Source organism: Pseudomonas sp. S2_H01, assembly GCF_054668305.1.
Genome location: NZ_CP162756.1, coordinates 2,315,459 through 2,332,042 on the forward strand (window position 1 = coordinate 2,315,459; position 16,584 = coordinate 2,332,042).

Annotated in this window: 17 protein-coding genes; 9 read left to right on the forward strand and 8 right to left on the reverse strand. The window is 59.2% G+C overall.

The genetic code is table 11. The annotated features are described in order from the left end of the window. Window positions 1-167 precede the first annotated feature (167 nt). Window positions 168-1,661, reverse strand: coding sequence for an aldehyde dehydrogenase (locus tag AB4N84_RS10255; RefSeq protein ID WP_074754689.1), 1,494 nt, complete (start codon window positions 1,659-1,661; stop codon window positions 168-170). A 265-nt stretch (window positions 1,662-1,926) separates the two neighbouring features. Here AB4N84_RS10255 and AB4N84_RS10260 point away from each other — a divergent pair, with 265 nt between their 5' ends. Next, complete coding sequence (locus AB4N84_RS10260) at window positions 1,927-2,289, forward strand: cupin domain-containing protein (RefSeq protein ID WP_074754691.1); 363 nt, start codon at window positions 1,927-1,929, stop codon at window positions 2,287-2,289. Window positions 2,290-2,468: 179 nt separating this feature from the next. On the opposite strand, the gene rpmG is transcribed toward AB4N84_RS10260, so the two are convergent. Then, complete coding sequence (rpmG, locus tag AB4N84_RS10265; protein ID WP_062379766.1) at window positions 2,469-2,624, reverse strand: 50S ribosomal protein L33; 156 nt, start codon at window positions 2,622-2,624, stop codon at window positions 2,469-2,471. Window positions 2,625-2,635: 11 nt separating this feature from the next. Beyond that, entirely contained in the window at window positions 2,636-2,872 is a 237-nt protein-coding gene (gene rpmB / locus AB4N84_RS10270; protein WP_037016669.1) for a 50S ribosomal protein L28, read from the reverse strand. Between the two features lie 363 nt (window positions 2,873-3,235). On the opposite strand from rpmB, the gene AB4N84_RS10275 reads away from it, so the two are divergent. Next, complete coding sequence (locus AB4N84_RS10275; protein WP_460046241.1) at window positions 3,236-4,825, forward strand: ABC transporter substrate-binding protein; 1,590 nt, start codon at window positions 3,236-3,238, stop codon at window positions 4,823-4,825. A gap of 258 nt (window positions 4,826-5,083) precedes the next feature. On the opposite strand, the gene radC is transcribed toward AB4N84_RS10275, so the two are convergent. Beyond that, complete coding sequence (gene radC, locus AB4N84_RS10280; protein ID WP_074754695.1) at window positions 5,084-5,758, reverse strand: RadC family protein; 675 nt, start codon at window positions 5,756-5,758, stop codon at window positions 5,084-5,086. Window positions 5,759-5,892: 134 nt separating this feature from the next. On the opposite strand from radC, the gene coaBC reads away from it, so the two are divergent. From coaBC to argB, 4 genes are all read left to right on the forward strand, one after another. After that, window positions 5,893-7,101 carry a bifunctional phosphopantothenoylcysteine decarboxylase/phosphopantothenate--cysteine ligase CoaBC gene (coaBC, locus tag AB4N84_RS10285; protein ID WP_074754697.1) on the forward strand — a complete coding sequence of 403 codons (1,209 nt, stop codon included), beginning with the start codon at window positions 5,893-5,895 and terminating at the stop codon, window positions 7,099-7,101. A gap of 6 nt (window positions 7,102-7,107) precedes the next feature. Beyond that, a complete protein-coding gene (gene dut, locus AB4N84_RS10290) occupies window positions 7,108-7,563 on the forward strand; it encodes a dUTP diphosphatase (RefSeq protein ID WP_074754699.1) in 456 nt (151 codons plus the stop codon). A 108-nt stretch (window positions 7,564-7,671) separates the two neighbouring features. Beyond that, window positions 7,672-10,272 carry a phosphomannomutase/phosphoglucomutase gene (locus AB4N84_RS10295; protein ID WP_460046243.1) on the forward strand — a complete coding sequence of 867 codons (2,601 nt, stop codon included), beginning with the start codon at window positions 7,672-7,674 and terminating at the stop codon, window positions 10,270-10,272. 24 nt (window positions 10,273-10,296) lie between these two features. After that, window positions 10,297-11,202, forward strand: coding sequence for an acetylglutamate kinase (argB, locus tag AB4N84_RS10300; RefSeq protein WP_062379782.1), 906 nt, complete (start codon window positions 10,297-10,299; stop codon window positions 11,200-11,202). Between the two features lie 82 nt (window positions 11,203-11,284). Here the strand turns inward: argB and AB4N84_RS10305 are convergent, their stop codons facing one another. Next, window positions 11,285-11,899 carry a DUF4124 domain-containing protein gene (locus tag AB4N84_RS10305; RefSeq protein ID WP_460046244.1) on the reverse strand — a complete coding sequence of 205 codons (615 nt, stop codon included), beginning with the start codon at window positions 11,897-11,899 and terminating at the stop codon, window positions 11,285-11,287. 22 nt (window positions 11,900-11,921) lie between these two features. Beyond that, a complete protein-coding gene (gene pyrE, locus AB4N84_RS10310; protein WP_074754705.1) occupies window positions 11,922-12,563 on the reverse strand; it encodes an orotate phosphoribosyltransferase in 642 nt (213 codons plus the stop codon). 82 nt (window positions 12,564-12,645) lie between these two features. Here pyrE and AB4N84_RS10315 point away from each other — a divergent pair, with 82 nt between their 5' ends. After that, window positions 12,646-13,425: an exodeoxyribonuclease III gene (locus AB4N84_RS10315; protein ID WP_062379788.1), complete on the forward strand. Its 780-nt coding sequence runs from the start codon at window positions 12,646-12,648 to the stop codon at window positions 13,423-13,425. A gap of 100 nt (window positions 13,426-13,525) precedes the next feature. Here AB4N84_RS10315 and AB4N84_RS10320 read toward each other — a convergent pair whose 3' ends face one another. Together AB4N84_RS10320 and rph are read right to left on the reverse strand one after the other, a co-directional pair. Beyond that, the gene (locus tag AB4N84_RS10320) at window positions 13,526-13,894 is read right to left on the reverse strand and encodes a DUF4870 domain-containing protein (RefSeq protein WP_074754707.1); all 369 of its coding nucleotides are present in this window, start codon (window positions 13,892-13,894) and stop codon (window positions 13,526-13,528) included. 49 nt (window positions 13,895-13,943) lie between these two features. After that, a complete protein-coding gene (rph, locus tag AB4N84_RS10325; RefSeq protein WP_074754709.1) occupies window positions 13,944-14,666 on the reverse strand; it encodes a ribonuclease PH in 723 nt (240 codons plus the stop codon). 297 nt (window positions 14,667-14,963) lie between these two features. On the opposite strand from rph, the gene AB4N84_RS10330 reads away from it, so the two are divergent. Both AB4N84_RS10330 and gmk read left to right on the forward strand, forming a co-directional pair. Continuing rightward, entirely contained in the window at window positions 14,964-15,827 is an 864-nt protein-coding gene (locus AB4N84_RS10330) for a YicC/YloC family endoribonuclease (protein WP_074754711.1), read from the forward strand. Between the two features lie 13 nt (window positions 15,828-15,840). Further along, window positions 15,841-16,461, forward strand: coding sequence for a guanylate kinase (gene gmk, locus AB4N84_RS10335; RefSeq protein ID WP_460046246.1), 621 nt, complete (start codon window positions 15,841-15,843; stop codon window positions 16,459-16,461). Window positions 16,462-16,584: the final 123 nt, after the last annotated feature.

Genomic DNA, 16,584 nt, shown 5'->3' on the forward strand with positions numbered 1-16,584 from the left:
ACCCGGCTGTGTAGGAAAGCTGTTCGGTTGTAAAGCTTGAACCCACCGCATTCCCCCTGTGGGAGCGAATTCATTCGCGATGCGGCAGCACTTCCGACACAGATTTATCGGGTGTACCGGCCAATCGCGAATGAATTTGCTCCCACAGAGTGTGTAACGTCTGGCTTTTACAACTTGATCCAGGTCGCTTTCAGCTCGGTGTACTTGTCGAACGCATGCAGCGACTTGTCGCGACCGTTACCCGATTGCTTGAAGCCCCCGAACGGCGCGGTCATGTCGCCACCGTCGTACTGGTTGACCCAGACGCTGCCCGCACGCAACGCACGTGCCGTCAGATGCGCCTTGGACAGGTCGGCGGTCCATACGGCGGCAGCCAGACCATACGGCGTGTCGTTGGCGATCTGGATCGCCTCTTCCGCGGTATCGAACGTCAGCACCGACAGCACCGGGCCGAAGATTTCTTCCTGGGCGATCTTCATGGCATTGGTCACGCCGTCGAAAATCGTCGGTTCGACGTAGGTGCCCCCTGTCTCTTGCAGGATGCGCTTGCCGCCGGCAACCAGCTTGGCGCCGTCGGTATGGCCCGCTTCGATGTAGGACAGAACCGTGTTCATCTGCTGAGTGTCCACCAGCGCCCCGACGTTGGTTGCAGGGTCCAGCGGGTTGCCCGGCTTCCAGGCTTTCAGCGCCTCAATCACCATCGGCAGGAATTTATCCTTGATCGACCGCTCGACCAGCAGGCGCGAGCCCGCGGTGCACACTTCGCCCTGGTTGAAGGCAATGGCGCTGGCAGCCGACTCAGCGGCCGCCTGCAGGTCCGGCGCATCCGCGAAGACGATGTTCGGGCTCTTGCCGCCCGCCTCCAGCCAGACGCGCTTCATGTTCGATTCGCCCGAGTAGACCAGCAACTGCTTGGCGATTTTGGTCGAACCGGTGAATACCGCCGTGTCGACATCCATGTGCAGCGCCAGCGCCTTGCCGACGGTGTGACCGTAACCCGGCAGAACGTTGAGCACGCCGGCCGGGATACCCGCCTGAACCGCCAACTGCGCGACACGAATGGCGGTCAGCGGCGACTTTTCCGACGGTTTGAGAATGACCGAGTTACCGCTCGACAGCGCAGGGCCCAGCTTCCAGCACGCCATCAGCAACGGGAAGTTCCACGGCACGATCGCCGCGACCACACCGATCGGCTCACGGGTCACCAGACCCAATTGGTCGTGTGGTGTAGCCGCTACTTCGTCGTACAGCTTGTCGATGGCCTCACCGCTCCAGCTCAACGCCTGCGCGGAACCCGGAATGTCGATGCCATAGGAATCACTGATCGGCTTGCCCATGTCCAGGGTTTCAAGCAGCGCCAGTTCTTCGATGTTTTCTTTGATCAGCGCAGCAAAGCGAATCATTGCTGCCTTGCGCTTGACCGGCGCCAGACGTGACCAGGCACCCGAGTTGAAGGTAGCGCGTGCATTTTCGACGGCGCGCTGGGCGTCGGCGGCATCGCAGCTGGCGACGTGGGCGAGGAATCGACCATCGACCGGGCTGATGCAGTCAAACGTTGCGCCGGAAGCGGCGGCGGTGTACTCGCCATTGATGAAGGCGCGGCCTTCGATCTTCAGATCCTGGGCGCGTTTTTCCCAGTCAGCATGAGTCAGGGTGGTCATGAAACATCCTCCTCTTATGAATTGTGCGCGCCCTCGCGCTCATGAACCGTGCTGTAGGACATCGCCTGACATGCTGTCGGATCGGCCAAAGGCAAACGTCACCCTAAACCAGCGCTCGATGAATTTCCAATATATTGGACAAAAAGAGGCAAAACGACGCGAAATCGTGCATTTTATTCAACAGCGCGTCATCAGGCGCCCGGCACTATCGCCCAACGTCCTCATCAAACAATCATTCTTCCAATGCCATTCAGGAGCCAGAGACATGAGTATCCAAAGCGTCGTCGACTTCAGCGAAGCCACCACTGCTGCAGAGCGCTTCAAACCTGCCGCAGAGAAGATCCTCAAAGGCGATCCGGAGCAAACCGTCTACAACCATTACAACAGCCCCTGCGGCCAGATGAGCGCAGGCGTGTGGGAAGGCGAAGTCGGACAGTGGAAGGTCAATTACACCGAACACGAATACTGCGAGATTGTGCAGGGCGTCTCTGTATTGCGTGACGAGGAAGGCAACGCCAAGACACTGCGCGCCGGGGATCGCTTCGTGATACCGGCAGGTTTCAAAGGCACTTGGGAAGTGCTGGAGGCGTGCCGCAAGATTTACGTGGTGTTTGAGCAGAAGGCTTGATGCGATCTTCAACTGTAGGAGCGCGCTTGCCCGCGAATGAGTCAGGTCAGCACCAGAGATGTGGCTGAAAAGACGCATTCGCGGGCAAGCGCGCTCCTACATGATCAATTGCGATACAAACCCATCGCGCACAAAAAAGCCCGCATCGCTGCGGGCTTTTTATAAGAGGCAAAAATCAATTACTTGATTTTGGCTTCTTTGTAGATCACGTGCTTGCGAGCAACCGGATCGAATTTTTTAATTTCGATTTTGTCCGGGGTAGTGCGCTTGTTCTTGTCGGTGGTGTAGAAGTGGCCGGTGTTAGCGGTCGACACCAAACGGATCAATTCACGCATGATTCTCTCCCTTAAACCTTAGCGCCAGCGCGGCGGATTTCGGCCAGAACAACCGTGATACCACGCTTGTCGATGATGCGCATGCCTTTGGCAGATACGCGCAGACGTACAAAGCGTTTCTCTTCTTCAACCCAGAAGCGGTGATGCTGCAGGTTTGGCAGGAAACGACGACGGGTTTTGTTGTTCGCGTGGGAAATGTTATTCCCGGTTACCGGACCCTTACCGGTAACTTGACAGACTCTCGACATGCCTCAGCCCTCTAAAACCACATGCCCAACCCGGCATGGGTTGGCCGCTTAATCTCTCAGTCATTTGGCGCCAGGCGCCGCGTTTCTTCAGGGGTCTTACCGGCCACACCTGCGGTGAAGGCAGCGGGCCCCTAGAAAAGAGCGCTGCTTTATACCAGAAACCCTGGGGAGCAACAACAGAAACGACGAATTACCTGAAAGAAACTCAGGGCTTTGCGCCCGACAAGGCCAGCAGCGCAGGGCGCAACGGGAAATATACCACTCGTCGCGCCACAGCGATTGTTCTGCGCCAATCCATAGTCTAGGGTAAGTCGCTCACCAGACTGCGCCGGCAGATGGGCTCTCTCTGAAAGGAAAATCGCCATGCGCCTAGCTGTTTTACCCTTTTTGTTCGCGTCATTGTCAGCGCCATTGATGGCTCACGCCGCCACCAGCCTGAGCGTCTGCACCGAAGCCAGCCCCGAAGGCTTTGACGTGGTGCAATACAACTCGCTGACCACCACCAACGCCTCGGCCGATGTCCTGATGAACCGTCTGGTGGATTATGACGCCCAGACCGGCAAGCTGGTCGCCAGTCTGGCAGAAAGCTGGAGTGTGTGGCCGGACGGCCTGACGTATGACTTCAAATTGCGCTCCGGCGTGAAATTTCATCACACCGATTACTTCACCCCGACCCGCGACATGAACGCCGAGGACGTGGTGTTCAGCTTCCAGCGCATGCTCGACCCGGCCAATCCCTGGAACAAGGTGGCGGTACAGGGCTTCCCTCACGCGCAGTCGATGCAGTGGCCGTCGCTGATCAAAAAAGTCGAAGCGCCGGATGCGAATACGGTACGCATTACCCTCGACCATCCTGACGCGACCTTCCTCGCCACGCTGAGCATGGGTTTTGCGTCTATTTATTCGGCGGAGTACACCGCGCAGCTGATGAAAGCCGGCACACCGGAAAAGCTCAACAGCCAGCCGATCGGCACCGGGCCGTTCGTGTTCAAGCGCTTCCAGAAAGATTCCGTAGTGCGTTACGAAGCCAACCCGGACTACTTCGCGGGCAAACCTGCGGTGGACACGCTGGTGTATGCCATCACCCCGGATGCCAATGTGCGCCTGCAGCGGATCAAGCAGAACGAGTGTCAGGTTGCCCTCTCACCCAAACCGCTGGATGTCACCGAGGCAGGGAAGGATCCGAACCTGAAAGTCGAGAAGACCGACGCGTTCATGACAGCCTTCCTGGCAATCAACAGCCAACATCCGCCACTCGACAAGCCCGAAGTACGTCAGGCGATCAACCTTGCGTTCGACAAGGACACCTACCTGAAAGCAGTCTTTGAAGGCTCGGCGCGAGCAGCCAATGGCCCGTACCCACCTAACACCTGGGGTTACGCCAGCGATCTGCCCGGTTACAAATATGACGTCGCAAAGGCGAAAGAGCTGCTGGCGAAAGCCGGACTGAAGGACGGCTTCAAGACCACGATCTGGACCCGCCCGTCCGGCAGCCTGCTTAACCCGAACCCGAGTGCAGGCGCACAATTGCTGCAGAACGACTTGGCCGCTGTCGGCATCAAGGCTGAAATCAAGGTGATTGAATGGGGCGAACTGATTCGGCGCGCCAAAACCGGTGAGCACGACCTGTTGTTCATGGGCTGGGCGGGCGACAACGGCGATCCGGATAACTTCCTCACGCCACAGTTCTCCTGCGCAGCGGTCAAATCCGGCACCAACTTCGCGCGCTACTGCGACGAGGGCCTGGACAAGCTGATCAGCAGCGGCAAGGCCGTGACCGATCAGGCGCAGCGCAGCAAGCTGTATCACCAGGCGCAGGAGCAGATCCAGAAACAGGCGTTGTGGCTGCCACTGGCACACCCGACCGCCTTCGCCCTGACCCGCAAGAACGTGTTGGGGTATGAGGTCAGCCCGTTCGGACGCCAGGACTTTTCGAAGCTGACTGTGAAGTAATTGCCCATCCGGCGTCTGCAGCATGAGCGCGGGCGTTCGGCTCGCCAGCGTTTGTAGGTTGAGCAATCAGCACGGTACAACGCTAAAACCAAAGACTGATCGCGGGTCCTGTAGGAGACGTCGGAGGTTACGACGGCAGCGAACGCGGTGTGTCCGTCACTGTTGAAGGTGGCTGACACACTGCATTCGCGAGCAAGCTCACTCTCACAGGACTTGGGCCGAACAGGAGTCAGCGGGCTTCTGCAGGTTTGGCGAAAACTACATTAACCCGCTTTCCACCATCGACAGCGGATCGCCATCCCCGATGATCACGTGATCAAGCACCACCACGTCGATCATCGCCAGCGCCTCCTTGAGCCGCCGAGTGAGTTCGATGTCCTGAGGGCTGGCATCGCAGATGCCGGACGGATGATTGTGGCAAAGGATAAGCGCTGCGGCGTTATGGGCTAACGCCCGCTTGACCACCTGCCGAGGGTGTACATGAGCGACATTGATCGAGCCGTGAAACAACGCCTCGAACGCCTGAACACGATTTTTGCTGTCCAGAAACAGGCAACCAAACACTTCATGCGGCTCGTGCCGGAGTATCGCTTTGAGGTAGCTGCGCACCTCGGCCGGGCTTTTCAAGGCTGAACCCCGCTTGAGATTTTCCCCCATGTGCCGCCGGGCCATTTCCATGACCGCCTGCAATTGCGCGAACTTTGCCGGTCCAAGGCCCAGCTCGTTGCTGAACGAAGCGAGGTTGGCTTCGAGCAGCGCACGCAGGCTGCCAAATTGCCCCAGAAGATGTCGGGCGAGGTCCACGGCGCTTTTGCCGGAAACGCCCGTGCGTAAAAAAATGGCGAGCAATTCAGCGTCGGAGAGACTCGATGCCCCTCGCTCCAGCAGCTTCTCCCGCGGTCGCTCGGCCGCAGGCCAATCTCGAATACTCATAGCACCTCCATGGACATGGGCGCCGCTGTTCCCGTGCGGTCGCTGTGCTATCTTAGCCCATCTTTTTTGCGCGACAGTCCGGCCTGGGGAGGCGTTTGATTGCCGCGTGTTAACTCGACCAAAAAGGCAGGCCTATGCAGCGGCTGTATCGGAAACGCATCGTTCTCGGCGTCGGCGGCGGCATCGCGGCTTACAAGAGCGCTGAACTGGTTCGCCGGTTGCGCGACCACGGGGCCGAAGTGCGCGTGGTCATGACCAAGGGCGGGGCCGAGTTCATTACACCTCTGACCATGCAGGCCTTGTCCGGTCACCCGGTCCACATGGACCTGCTCGACCCCGCTGCAGAAGCTGCGATGGGCCATATCGAGCTGGCGAAATGGGCTGACATGGTGCTGATCGCTCCCGGCACTGCCGACCTGATCGCACGACTGGCTCAGGGCATCGCCAACGACCTGCTGACCACGGTCGTGCTGGCGACAGACGCCATCGTCGCTGTCGCCCCGGCCATGAACCAGGCCATGTGGCGCGACCCGTCGGTGCAAGCCAATCTGCAGACCCTCGAAGCGCGAGACTTCCGTATGTTTGGCCCGGCCAGCGGCAGTCAGGCGTGCGGCGACGTGGGTTTCGGGCGCATGCTCGAACCCAACGATCTGGCTCAATCCGCGGCCGACTGCTTCCAGCGCCTTACGCTGACCGGCAAGCATGTGCTGATCACGGCCGGGCCGACGCAAGAAAACATCGACCCGGTGCGCTACATCACCAACCACAGCTCCGGAAAAATGGGCTTTGCGTTGGCCGAAGCTGCGGCCGAAGCCGGTGCACGCGTCACGCTGATCACCGGGCCGGTTAACCTGACGACCCCGGACCGGGTGTCGCGCATTGATGTAGTGAGCGCGCGCGACATGCTCGCCGCGTGCGAAGCCGCCATGCCCTGCGACCTGTTCATTGCATCTGCTGCGGTCGCCGACTACCGCCCAGAAGTTGTTGCCCCACAAAAATTGAAGAAAGACCCTACGAACGGTGATGGCCTGCTGCTGCAGATGGTTCGAAACCCGGACATTCTCGCGACCATCGCACAACGTCAGGACCGCCCGTTCAGCGTCGGTTTCGCCGCTGAAACCGAGCACCTGCTCGACTACGCCGCCCGCAAGCTCAAGGACAAGAACCTTGACCTGATCATCGCCAACGACGTCGCCAATCCCAGCATCGGCTTCAACAGCGAAGAGAATGCGTGCAGCGTGATCGACCGAGCGTTGCAAGAAACGCTCTTCGCCCAGACCAGCAAGGCCAAGATTGCCCGCCAGCTGATGACTTTTATTGCCGACCGTATGAACCAGGTTTAATCACGTATGCATGCTCTACAAGCCAAGATCCTCGACCCTCGCATTGGCGACGAATTTCCGCTTCCGGCCTACGCCACCACTGGCTCCGCCGGGCTGGACTTGCGTGCCATGCTCAAAGAGGAAACGGTACTCGAACCCGGCCAGACCCTCTTGATTCCCACCGGCCTGTCGATATACATCGCAGACCCAAGCCTTGCCGCGCTGATTCTGCCGCGCTCAGGCCTGGGTCATAAACACGGCATCGTGCTCGGCAACCTGGTGGGCCTGATCGACTCCGATTACCAAGGTGAGCTGATGGTTTCCTGCTGGAATCGGGGTCAGACGGCTTTCAAGATTGCTATCGGGGAGCGTATCGCCCAATTGGTGTTGGTTCCGGTCGTTCAGGCGCACTTCGAAATCGTTCAGGAGTTCGATGAAAGCCAGCGTGGTGCAGGTGGTTTCGGTCATTCCGGCACCCACTGATTCTGCGCACATCGCCCTGGCAGCGCTGTCGCCAAAGGCCTGAATCGGCCTGGCACGATGCAATAACTAAAAAATCGCCCCAGGAAGTACGAGCAGGGAGAGTCAAGTTTGAAAGGCATCAAGCGCACAGCCAAGGCGACGTCCCGCCCGGAAACCACTGACGCAACGGTCAAGGACTCAAACCTGAGCTTGGCAAGTCCGGGCCTTCTCCCTGCGCTCATCGGCCTTATAGCGGCGGGCATCCTGGTCTGGCTGGGCCTGCTCAGCCAGCCTCAGGAGAAAGATCTCCTCGCCCAGGCATGGGGCACTGCGCAAGCCGGAGCCGCTGGCAAAGCGTTACGTCAGATCACTGCCGACACTCAGGCAGCAGCGATGGACGCTACGCTGGCTCAGGCCCTGCAAAGCAATAATCCGCAGCAGATCGAAGCCGCTCAACGCCCGCTGGGTTACCGGGACGGCGTGATCGGCGCCCGGCTCTCACCGCTCGGCTTCAACACCGTGGACAATCAGGGCCCGTTGCCGATCAGCTTCGCGACGCTGGACATGCTCACCAAAGCCGGCAAAGGTGAAATTCCGCCTCCAGAGGCCCGTAAAGTGGGCGACGGCTGGGTGATTTACAGTGTTGCGCCACTGCGTGAAGCAGCGGACGCGCCAATCAACGGCACGCTGTTGCTGGCGTTCAAAATGCAGCGCCTGACCAATGCACTGCCTGAGGCCCCCGCTGATGTCGGGCAGATTGTGCTCAGCCAGCAGTTTGGCAACGCAACGGCACAAAGCTTTCTGACCCGCGGACAGGCCGATGATGGTCGCGCCATGGATTTCCCGACCGGCTATCCCAACTGGAAGCTGACGTTCACCCCCGGCCCCGCACTGAACGCTTCGCCGCCATCCCTGATGCTGCTGCTCGCCGCGCTGGTTGCCATCGCCAGCGTACTGCTGGGGCTGTATCTGAACGAAAGCGCCCTGAAGCGTCGCGTCCTCGCCGACGCCCGACAACTGGAACAACTGCTGCAAGAACTCTCGGGGGGCAAAGCCGTCAAAGCCTTCGGCTTGAGCATGCCAGCCCTCAACGGGTTGGCGCAGAGCATGGCGAGATTCTCGCTGCGCAACCAACCGGCATCGCCGTTGGCGGCCAGCAACGCTGCCTCGCCCGCCGCCAGCCACGGTTCAACGAGCAGCAACGCCGTATTTTCGTCACCCGATGTCGATGACACCGAGCTGACCGATCCGCTGTTTCAAGACACCGACATTCTCGACATCGACCTGCTCGATGAATCACAAGATTCTCTGAAGTCGGAGCACGCCCACGCAATGAGCAGTACCGTATCCATCGCCCCCGAATTCCCCGACTCCATCTTCCGCGCCTATGACATCCGCGGCATCGTCGGCGAAACCCTGACCAGCGAAACCGCTTACTGGCTCGGCCGCGCCATCGGTGCACAGAGCCTGGCACAGGGCGAGCCGAACGTTTCGGTTGGCCGCGACGGGCGCCTGTCCGGCCCGCAACTGGTTGCACCGCTGATCAAAGGCCTGCATGACAGCGGCTGTCACGTCAGCGATATCGGCCTGGTTCCCACCCCGGCGCTGTATTACGCCGCGAATGTCCTCCAGGGCCGTACCGGCGTGATGCTGACCGGCAGCCACAACCCGAAAGACTACAACGGCTTCAAGATCATGATCGCGGGCGACACGCTGGCGAACGAGCAGATCCAGGCGCTGCACGAGCGCATCAAGCGCAACCAGTTGCCCGCAGGCAAAGGCAGCGTGACCAAGGTCGACATCCTCGACCTGTATGCTGGGCAGATCACCAATGACGTGGTACTGGCACGCCGCCTCAAGGTCGTGGTCGACTGCGGCAATGGCGCAGCCGGCGTCATCGCCCCTCAACTGCTGGAGGCCCTGAACTGTGAGGTTATTCCACTGTTTTGCGAGGTCGACGGTAACTTCCCGAATCACCATCCCGACCCGGGCAAGCTGGAAAATCTTCAAGACCTGATCGCCAAGGTCAAGGAAACCGGTGCCGATCTGGGCCTGGCGTTTGATGGCGACGGCGATCGCGTAGGTGTCGTCACCAACACAGGCAGCGTCATATACCCCGATCGTTTGCTGATGCTGTTCGCCCGCGATGTCGTCAAACGCAATCCGGGGGCTGACATCATTTTCGACGTGAAATGCACCCGTCGCCTGATACCGTTGATCCAGGAATATGGCGGTCGCCCGGTCATGTGGAAGACGGGTCACTCGTTGATCAAAAAGAAGATGAAAGAAAGCGGCGCGCTGCTGGCAGGCGAAATGAGCGGCCACATCTTCTTCAAGGAACGCTGGTTCGGTTTCGACGACGGTATCTACAGTGCTGCGCGCCTGCTGGAGATTCTCAGCCAGGAGACGCTGAGCGCCGAAGAGCTGTTCCAGACCTTCCCGAATGACCTGTCGACACCGGAGATCAATATCAAGGTCACCGAAACCAGCAAGTTCAGCATCATCGAAGCGCTGGAACGGGATGCACAGTGGGGCAACGCTAACCTGACGAGCATCGACGGCGTGCGCGTCGACTATCCGAAAGGCTGGGGTCTGGTCCGCGCTTCCAATACCACACCCGTGCTGGTATTGCGTTTCGAAGCCGAAACAGAGGCCGAGCTGCAGCGAATCAAAGACGTGTTCCATGCTCAGCTGAAAAACGTAGCACCGGATTTAGAACTTCCTTTTTGATCTAACTTTTTGAGTGGAGCCCAAATGACCCTCGAACGTGACGCCGCAGCCAATGCCGCCAAGGTCCTTTCCGAAGCCTTGCCTTACATCCGACGCTTCGTTGGCAAGACGCTGGTGATCAAGTACGGCGGTAACGCCATGGAGAGCGAAGAGCTGAAGACCGGCTTCGCGCGCGACATCGTGTTGATGAAGGCAGTGGGCATCAACCCGGTCGTGGTTCACGGCGGCGGCCCGCAAATCGGCGACCTGCTCAAGCGCCTGTCCATCGAAAGCCACTTCATCGACGGGATGCGCGTTACCGATGCCCAGACCATGGACGTCGTGGAGATGGTGCTGGGCGGCCAGGTCAACAAGGACATCGTCAACCTGATCAACCGTCATGGCGGCAGCGCCATCGGCCTGACCGGTAAAGACGCGCAACTGATCCGCGCGAAAAAAATGAACGTGACCCGTCAAACCCCGGAGATGACCAAGCCGGAAATCATCGACATCGGCCATGTCGGGGAAGTCGTGGGCATCAACACCGACCTGCTGAACATGCTGGTCAAAGGCGATTTCATCCCGGTCATCGCACCGATTGGCGTCGGCGCTGACGGCGAGTCCTACAACATCAACGCCGATCTGGTTGCAGGCAAAGTCGCCGAAGCGCTGAAGGCCGAGAAACTCATGCTGCTGACCAACATCGCCGGCCTGATGGACAAGGAAGGCAAGGTCCTGACCGGCCTGACCACCGAACAGGTCAACGGCCTGATCGCCGACGGCACCATTTACGGCGGCATGCTGCCAAAAATCCGTTGCGCGCTGGAAGCGGTCCAGGGCGGTGTCACCACGTCCCACATCATCGACGGTCGCGTGCCGAACGCTGTCCTGCTGGAAATCTTCACCGACACCGGCGTGGGCACGCTGATCAGTAACCGCAAGCGTCACTGATTACGGGCAACGCCCAAAAAAAGACCCCGTCGGCGCAAACCGGCGGGGTCTTTTTGTATGTCGAGGGTCTTGCTTCAGCATTTCACTGCGCAAGTAACTGCTTCAAACGCGCCCGATCCTGGGCGAATTCGGTATCGGCCTGCTGTCGCGCGGTCTGATACCGCAAGATGTCGACCTTGAGGTTCTGCTGCTGATCACGCACATCGTTCATCTGATCGATGAGACTTTGCGGCACCTGTCGCCCTGCCCGCTCCTGATCCGCAGCCTGACCTTGCAAGGCTGCCTGCTGGGTCGACAGGTTCTGGATGTTGCCTTGCGCAACCGAGATAAGGCCGTCCAGCTCCGCGAGTTTTCGCGTTCGCGCACGGTCAACGTCTGCCAGGCTGCTGTACAGGTGCAACAACTGCGCATCGGCGTCAGCCTGGACCTTGGCCGCCTGCGCAGCAGCTTGCGCCTCTCGCGCCTGATCGGCTGTGGGCGCGGGCGGCACGACCTGAATCACGCGACCGCGCTGATTCAGCACTTCGTAGCCCTTACCGGAGTACTCAGCGGGCACACCCTGACGATCCAGCACGGTCACCCCGCGACTGTCGACATACCGATAGAGCAGGATGCCCGGATTATCGGCGGCTTGAACGCTTGCAACGCAGCCCACACCCAGAACCCAACAAAGACCTACTGTGCCCAGCTTGAGCATAAAAACGAGATCCTCTAATGACTCAGATTCCGTACTGAGCCCGATACGCTTCGACGGCAGGTAAATGCTGCTTGAGCTGAGGATCGTCAGCCAGGAACTCGAGAACCTGGTTTAACGAAACGATGCTCACCACCGGGATGCCGAAGTCACGTTCGACCTCCTGGATCGCAGAAAGCTCACCGTTTCCACGCTCCTGACGATTCAATGCGATCAGCACGCCCGCCGCATTCGCGCCCTGAGCCTGGATGATCTGCATGACTTCGCGAATCGCGGTACCCGCCGTGATCACGTCGTCGATAATCAGGACATCGCCGGTCAGTGGAGCCCCCACCAGACTGCCGCCTTCACCGTGCGCCTTGGCCTCTTTGCGGTTGAAACACCACGGCAGGTCAAGGTTGTGGTGATCGGCCAAAGCTACGGCTGTCGCGGCCGCCAGAGGAATACCCTTGTACGCTGGCCCGAACAGAACATCGAAGGAAATACTGCTTTCCACGACGGCGGCGGCATAGAACTTACCCAGTTGAGCAAGCGCTGAACCGCTGTTGAAAAGACCGGCATTGAAGAAGTAAGGACTGGTGCGTCCCGACTTCAAAGTGAACTCACCGAAGCGCAAAACCCCGCGATCGATGGCAAAACGAATGAAATCGCGCTGATACGCCTGCATGAAAAAAGCCCCGAATACCACGGATTTAGCTAATTAGGTAGAGCTCGGGTATCATACACGCACGTGATTTTTGGGGCCATTTATGCGGATCATCAGTGTGAACGTTAATGGTATTCAGGCTGCAGTCGAGCGTGGTTTGCTCAGTTGGCTGCAAGCCCAGAATGCCGACGTCATCTGTCTTCAGGATACCCGCGCCTCCGCCTTTGAACTGGACGATCCAGCCTACCAACTGGACGGCTACTTCCTGTATGCCTGCGATGCCGAAGTTCCTGCCCAAGGTGGTGTGGCGCTTTACTCGCGACTGCAGCCAAAGGCGGTAATCAACGGTCTGGGCTTTGAAACGGCCGACCGTTACGGGCGATACCTGCAGGCGGATTTCGACAAAGTCAGTATTGCAACCTTGCTGCTCCCCTCCGGGATGAACGGCGATGAGGACTTGAACCAGAAGTTCAAGCTCATGGACGACTTCGGCAAGTACCTGGACAAGCAACGCCGCAAGCGTCGCGAGTACATTTATTGTGGCTCGCTCTACGTTGCGCAGCAGAAGCTGGACATCAAGAACTGGCGCGACAGCCAGCAATCTCCGGGCTTCCTGGCGCCAGAGCGTGCCTGGATGGACGAGATTGTCGGCAACATGGGTTATGTCGACGCCCTGCGTGAAGTCAGCCGCGAAGGCGATCAGTACAGCTGGTGGCCGGATAACGAACAGGCCGAGATGCTGAATCTGGGCTGGCGGTTCGACTATCAATTGCTGACGCCGGGTCTGCGCCGTTTCGTACGCAGCGCACGCCTGCCACGCCAGCCGCGCTTCTCACAGCACGCGCCGCTGATTGTGGACTACGACTGGACGTTGACCATCTGACGTTCAGTTGCTCAAAAAAAGCCGACGTGAAGTCGGCTTTTGTTTGTCCGGCGTTTAGACAGCCGCCCAACCCTGTAGGAGCAGCAAACCATCGCCTCGCTTACTTGATCAACCGCCAGGTAAACGGATAACGATAGGCGATCCCGTCGTTGACCTTGACCCCGGCAATGATCGTCAGCACCAAGGCTCCAACGCCAACCAGCATCAGCAGTGGAAAACCAATGACGACGATCATCAGCAGGAAGCAGATCATCGCAGCAATGGCCACGGTAATCTGAAAGTTGAGGGCTTCCTTGCCCTGAGCATCGATGAACGGATCGGCCTCTTTCTTCAACTGCCAGACAATCAATGGCCCCAGCAGATTACCGAACGGAAAGATCAGGCCGAAGAACGCCGCAAAGTGGCACATCATGGCCCATTGGCGGACTTCCTTGCTCGGCACTGGCAACGGCGGCTGACTGTCGATCATCATGCTTTCCCTGTTCTGACGGTGGTAACGCGAATCACATCTTCGGCAATCAGTCGGCCAGCGCCGCCTGCTGCAACTCAAAGATTTCGTTCATGCCTTTCTGCGCCAGCGCCAGCATTGCGTTGAGCTCGGCAGGCTGGAAAGGTGCGCCTTCGGCGGTGCCTTGAACTTCAATGAAACCGCCTGTGCTGGTCATGACCACATTGAGGTCGGTCTCGGCGGCCGAGTCTTCCAGGTAGTCCAGGTCCAGCACCGGCTCACCCTGATACATCCCGACCGAAACCGCCGCGATCATCTGCTTCAACGGATCGCCACCCTTGAGGCCGCCACGCTTCTTGATGGTTTTCAGCGCATCGATCAGCGCCACCATCGAACCCGTAATCGACGCCGTGCGAGTACCGCCATCGGCCTGGATCACGTCGCAATCGACATACAGCGTCACGTCGCCCAGCTTGGACATGTCCAGCGAAGCGCGCAGGGAACGACCGATCAAACGTTGAATCTCAAGGGTACGGCCGCCTTGTTTGCCACGGCTGGCTTCGCGCTGGTTACGCTCGCCCGTCGCGCGCGGCAACATGCCGTATTCGGCAGTCAGCCAGCCTTGGCCCTGACCTTTTAGAAAACGCGGCACGCCGTTTTCGACGCTGACGGTGCAGATCACCTTGGTGTCACCGAACTCGACCAGTACAGACCCTTCGGCGTGCTTGGTGTAGTTGCGGGTGATGCGGATCGAGCGAAGCTGATCGGCAGCGCGACCACTTGGACGTTTCATCTGGGATACCTGTACTGAGACGGAAAACTGACCAGCATTATAGAGGCGAGGACCCGCGCTGGGGACATCTAATGAGGCATCAATGACCACTGGGCACCCGCGGGCTTATGAAAAAGCGCTACTAGGCAGCGAAACGGCGACATTGCACACGTCTTGCGACATCGCCAACGTTGGGCGCGCACCTCGCACTGAGCTACAATCTTGCGCCTTTATAGCCTGTCGCTTCTTCATCACATTCATCTGGACAGAACATCGTCCCTTCCAGGCTAACTCCTGACTTTTATAGAGGTAATTCCCATGGTGCACAGCATGACGGCTTTCGCCCGGGCTGAAAGAGCCGGCACTCAAGGCACGCTGAGCTGGGAATTGCGCTCGGTCAATCATCGTTATCTGGAACCTCATCTGCGTTTGCCTGAATCCTTCCGGGACCTGGAAGGCGCTGTACGCGAAGCATTGCGTCAGGGCCTGTCGCGCGGGAAGGTCGAATGCACGTTGCGGTTCACCGAGGAAACCGCCGGCAAACCGCTGCAGGTAGACCGTGAACGCGCCAGCCAACTGGTCGCCGCCGCTGAAGTCATCGCGAGCCTGATCAAGCAGCCTGCCGCCCTTAATCCACTGGAAGTGTTGGCGTGGCCCGGCGTGCTGGTCGCCGATGCGAGCGATCCGCAGGCGCTGAACAACGATGCACTGGCCTTGTTCAACGAAGCGCTGGATGAACTCAAAGCCGGTCGCGCCCGCGAAGGCGCAGACCTGGCCAAACTTCTCGACGAACGGCTTGTGTCGATCAAGACCGAAGTGGCTACCCTGCGCACCCTGGTGCCGCAGATGCTCGCGACCCAGCGCCAGAAGGTGCTGGATCGCTTCGCCGACATGAAGGCAGAGCTCGATCCACAACGCCTGGAACAGGAAATGGTCCTGCTGGCGCAGAAGAGCGATGTCGCAGAAGAACTCGACCGCCTGAGCACCCACGTCACCGAAGTTCGCCGCGTGCTCAAGACCGGCGGACAAGCCGGACGCCGGCTGGACTTCCTGATGCAGGAGCTCAACCGCGAAGCCAATACACTGGGCTCCAAAGCCTTCGACCCTCGCAGCACTCAAGCCGCAGTCAACCTCAAGGTGTTGATCGAGCAGATGCGCGAACAAGTGCAGAACATTGAGTAAGGCCAATCTAGACATGACCCACAGCACCGGCACTCTGTACATCATTTCCGCCCCCTCGGGCGCGGGCAAGACCAGCCTGGTCAAAGCCCTGATCGATGCTCAGCCGCAGATTCGCGTTTCCGTCTCCCACACCACCCGCGCCATGCGCCCGGGCGAAGTGGACGGCGTTAATTACCACTTCGTTGATCGCGAAGAGTTCGTGCGGATGATCGAACACGGCGACTTCCTCGAGCAGGCCGAGGTGTTCGGCAACCTGTACGGTACCTCGCAAAGCCGCCTGCAGCAGACACTGGATGAAGGTCACGACCTGATTCTGGAAATCGACTGGCAAGGCGCCGAGCAAGTGCGCAAGCTGATGCCCCACGCGCGCTCGATCTTTATTTTGCCGCCGACCCAGCAGGCCTTGCGTCAGCGCCTGACCAATCGCGGGCAGGACAGCGACGAGATCATCGAAGGCCGGATGCGCGAAGCGGTCAGTGAAATGAGCCATTACGTCGAGTACGATTACATCGTCATCAACGACGATTTCGCGACGGCCCTGGAAGACCTCAAAGCCATCTTCCGCGCCAACCTGCTGAGCCAGGAACACCAGCAACAGCGTCATACCGAGCTGCTGACGCAGTTGCTTGCATAATCAACTGCAGGAGCGCTTGCCCCTGATGGCGTCGATGAATTCAACCCATTCATTGCCAGACACACCGCCATCGCAGGCAAGCGCGCTCCTACAGGTGCGGTGCAAAGCGCATCGAAACAGCGC

What these genes read in the sequence shown, in the direction of transcription:
- AB4N84_RS10255 (WP_074754689.1), bottom strand. Translation starts at nt 1,661, where the DNA reads ATGACCACCCTGACTCATGCTGACTGGGAAAAACGCGCCCAGGATCTG.
- AB4N84_RS10260 (WP_074754691.1), top strand. Translation starts at nt 1,927, where the DNA reads ATGAGTATCCAAAGCGTCGTCGACTTCAGCGAAGCCACCACTGCTGCA.
- rpmG (WP_062379766.1), bottom strand. Translation starts at nt 2,624, where the DNA reads ATGCGTGAATTGATCCGTTTGGTGTCGACCGCTAACACCGGCCACTTC.
- rpmB (WP_037016669.1), bottom strand. Translation starts at nt 2,872, where the DNA reads ATGTCGAGAGTCTGTCAAGTTACCGGTAAGGGTCCGGTAACCGGGAAT.
- AB4N84_RS10275 (WP_460046241.1), top strand. Translation starts at nt 3,236, where the DNA reads ATGCGCCTAGCTGTTTTACCCTTTTTGTTCGCGTCATTGTCAGCGCCA.
- radC (WP_074754695.1), bottom strand. Translation starts at nt 5,758, where the DNA reads ATGAGTATTCGAGATTGGCCTGCGGCCGAGCGACCGCGGGAGAAGCTG.
- coaBC (WP_074754697.1), top strand. Translation starts at nt 5,893, where the DNA reads ATGCAGCGGCTGTATCGGAAACGCATCGTTCTCGGCGTCGGCGGCGGC.
- dut (WP_074754699.1), top strand. Translation starts at nt 7,108, where the DNA reads ATGCATGCTCTACAAGCCAAGATCCTCGACCCTCGCATTGGCGACGAA.
- argB (WP_062379782.1), top strand. Translation starts at nt 10,297, where the DNA reads ATGACCCTCGAACGTGACGCCGCAGCCAATGCCGCCAAGGTCCTTTCC.
- AB4N84_RS10305 (WP_460046244.1), bottom strand. Translation starts at nt 11,899, where the DNA reads ATGCTCAAGCTGGGCACAGTAGGTCTTTGTTGGGTTCTGGGTGTGGGC.
- pyrE (WP_074754705.1), bottom strand. Translation starts at nt 12,563, where the DNA reads ATGCAGGCGTATCAGCGCGATTTCATTCGTTTTGCCATCGATCGCGGG.
- AB4N84_RS10315 (WP_062379788.1), top strand. Translation starts at nt 12,646, where the DNA reads ATGCGGATCATCAGTGTGAACGTTAATGGTATTCAGGCTGCAGTCGAG.
- AB4N84_RS10320 (WP_074754707.1), bottom strand. Translation starts at nt 13,894, where the DNA reads ATGATCGACAGTCAGCCGCCGTTGCCAGTGCCGAGCAAGGAAGTCCGC.
- rph (WP_074754709.1), bottom strand. Translation starts at nt 14,666, where the DNA reads ATGAAACGTCCAAGTGGTCGCGCTGCCGATCAGCTTCGCTCGATCCGC.
- AB4N84_RS10330 (WP_074754711.1), top strand. Translation starts at nt 14,964, where the DNA reads ATGGTGCACAGCATGACGGCTTTCGCCCGGGCTGAAAGAGCCGGCACT.
- gmk (WP_460046246.1), top strand. Translation starts at nt 15,841, where the DNA reads ATGACCCACAGCACCGGCACTCTGTACATCATTTCCGCCCCCTCGGGC.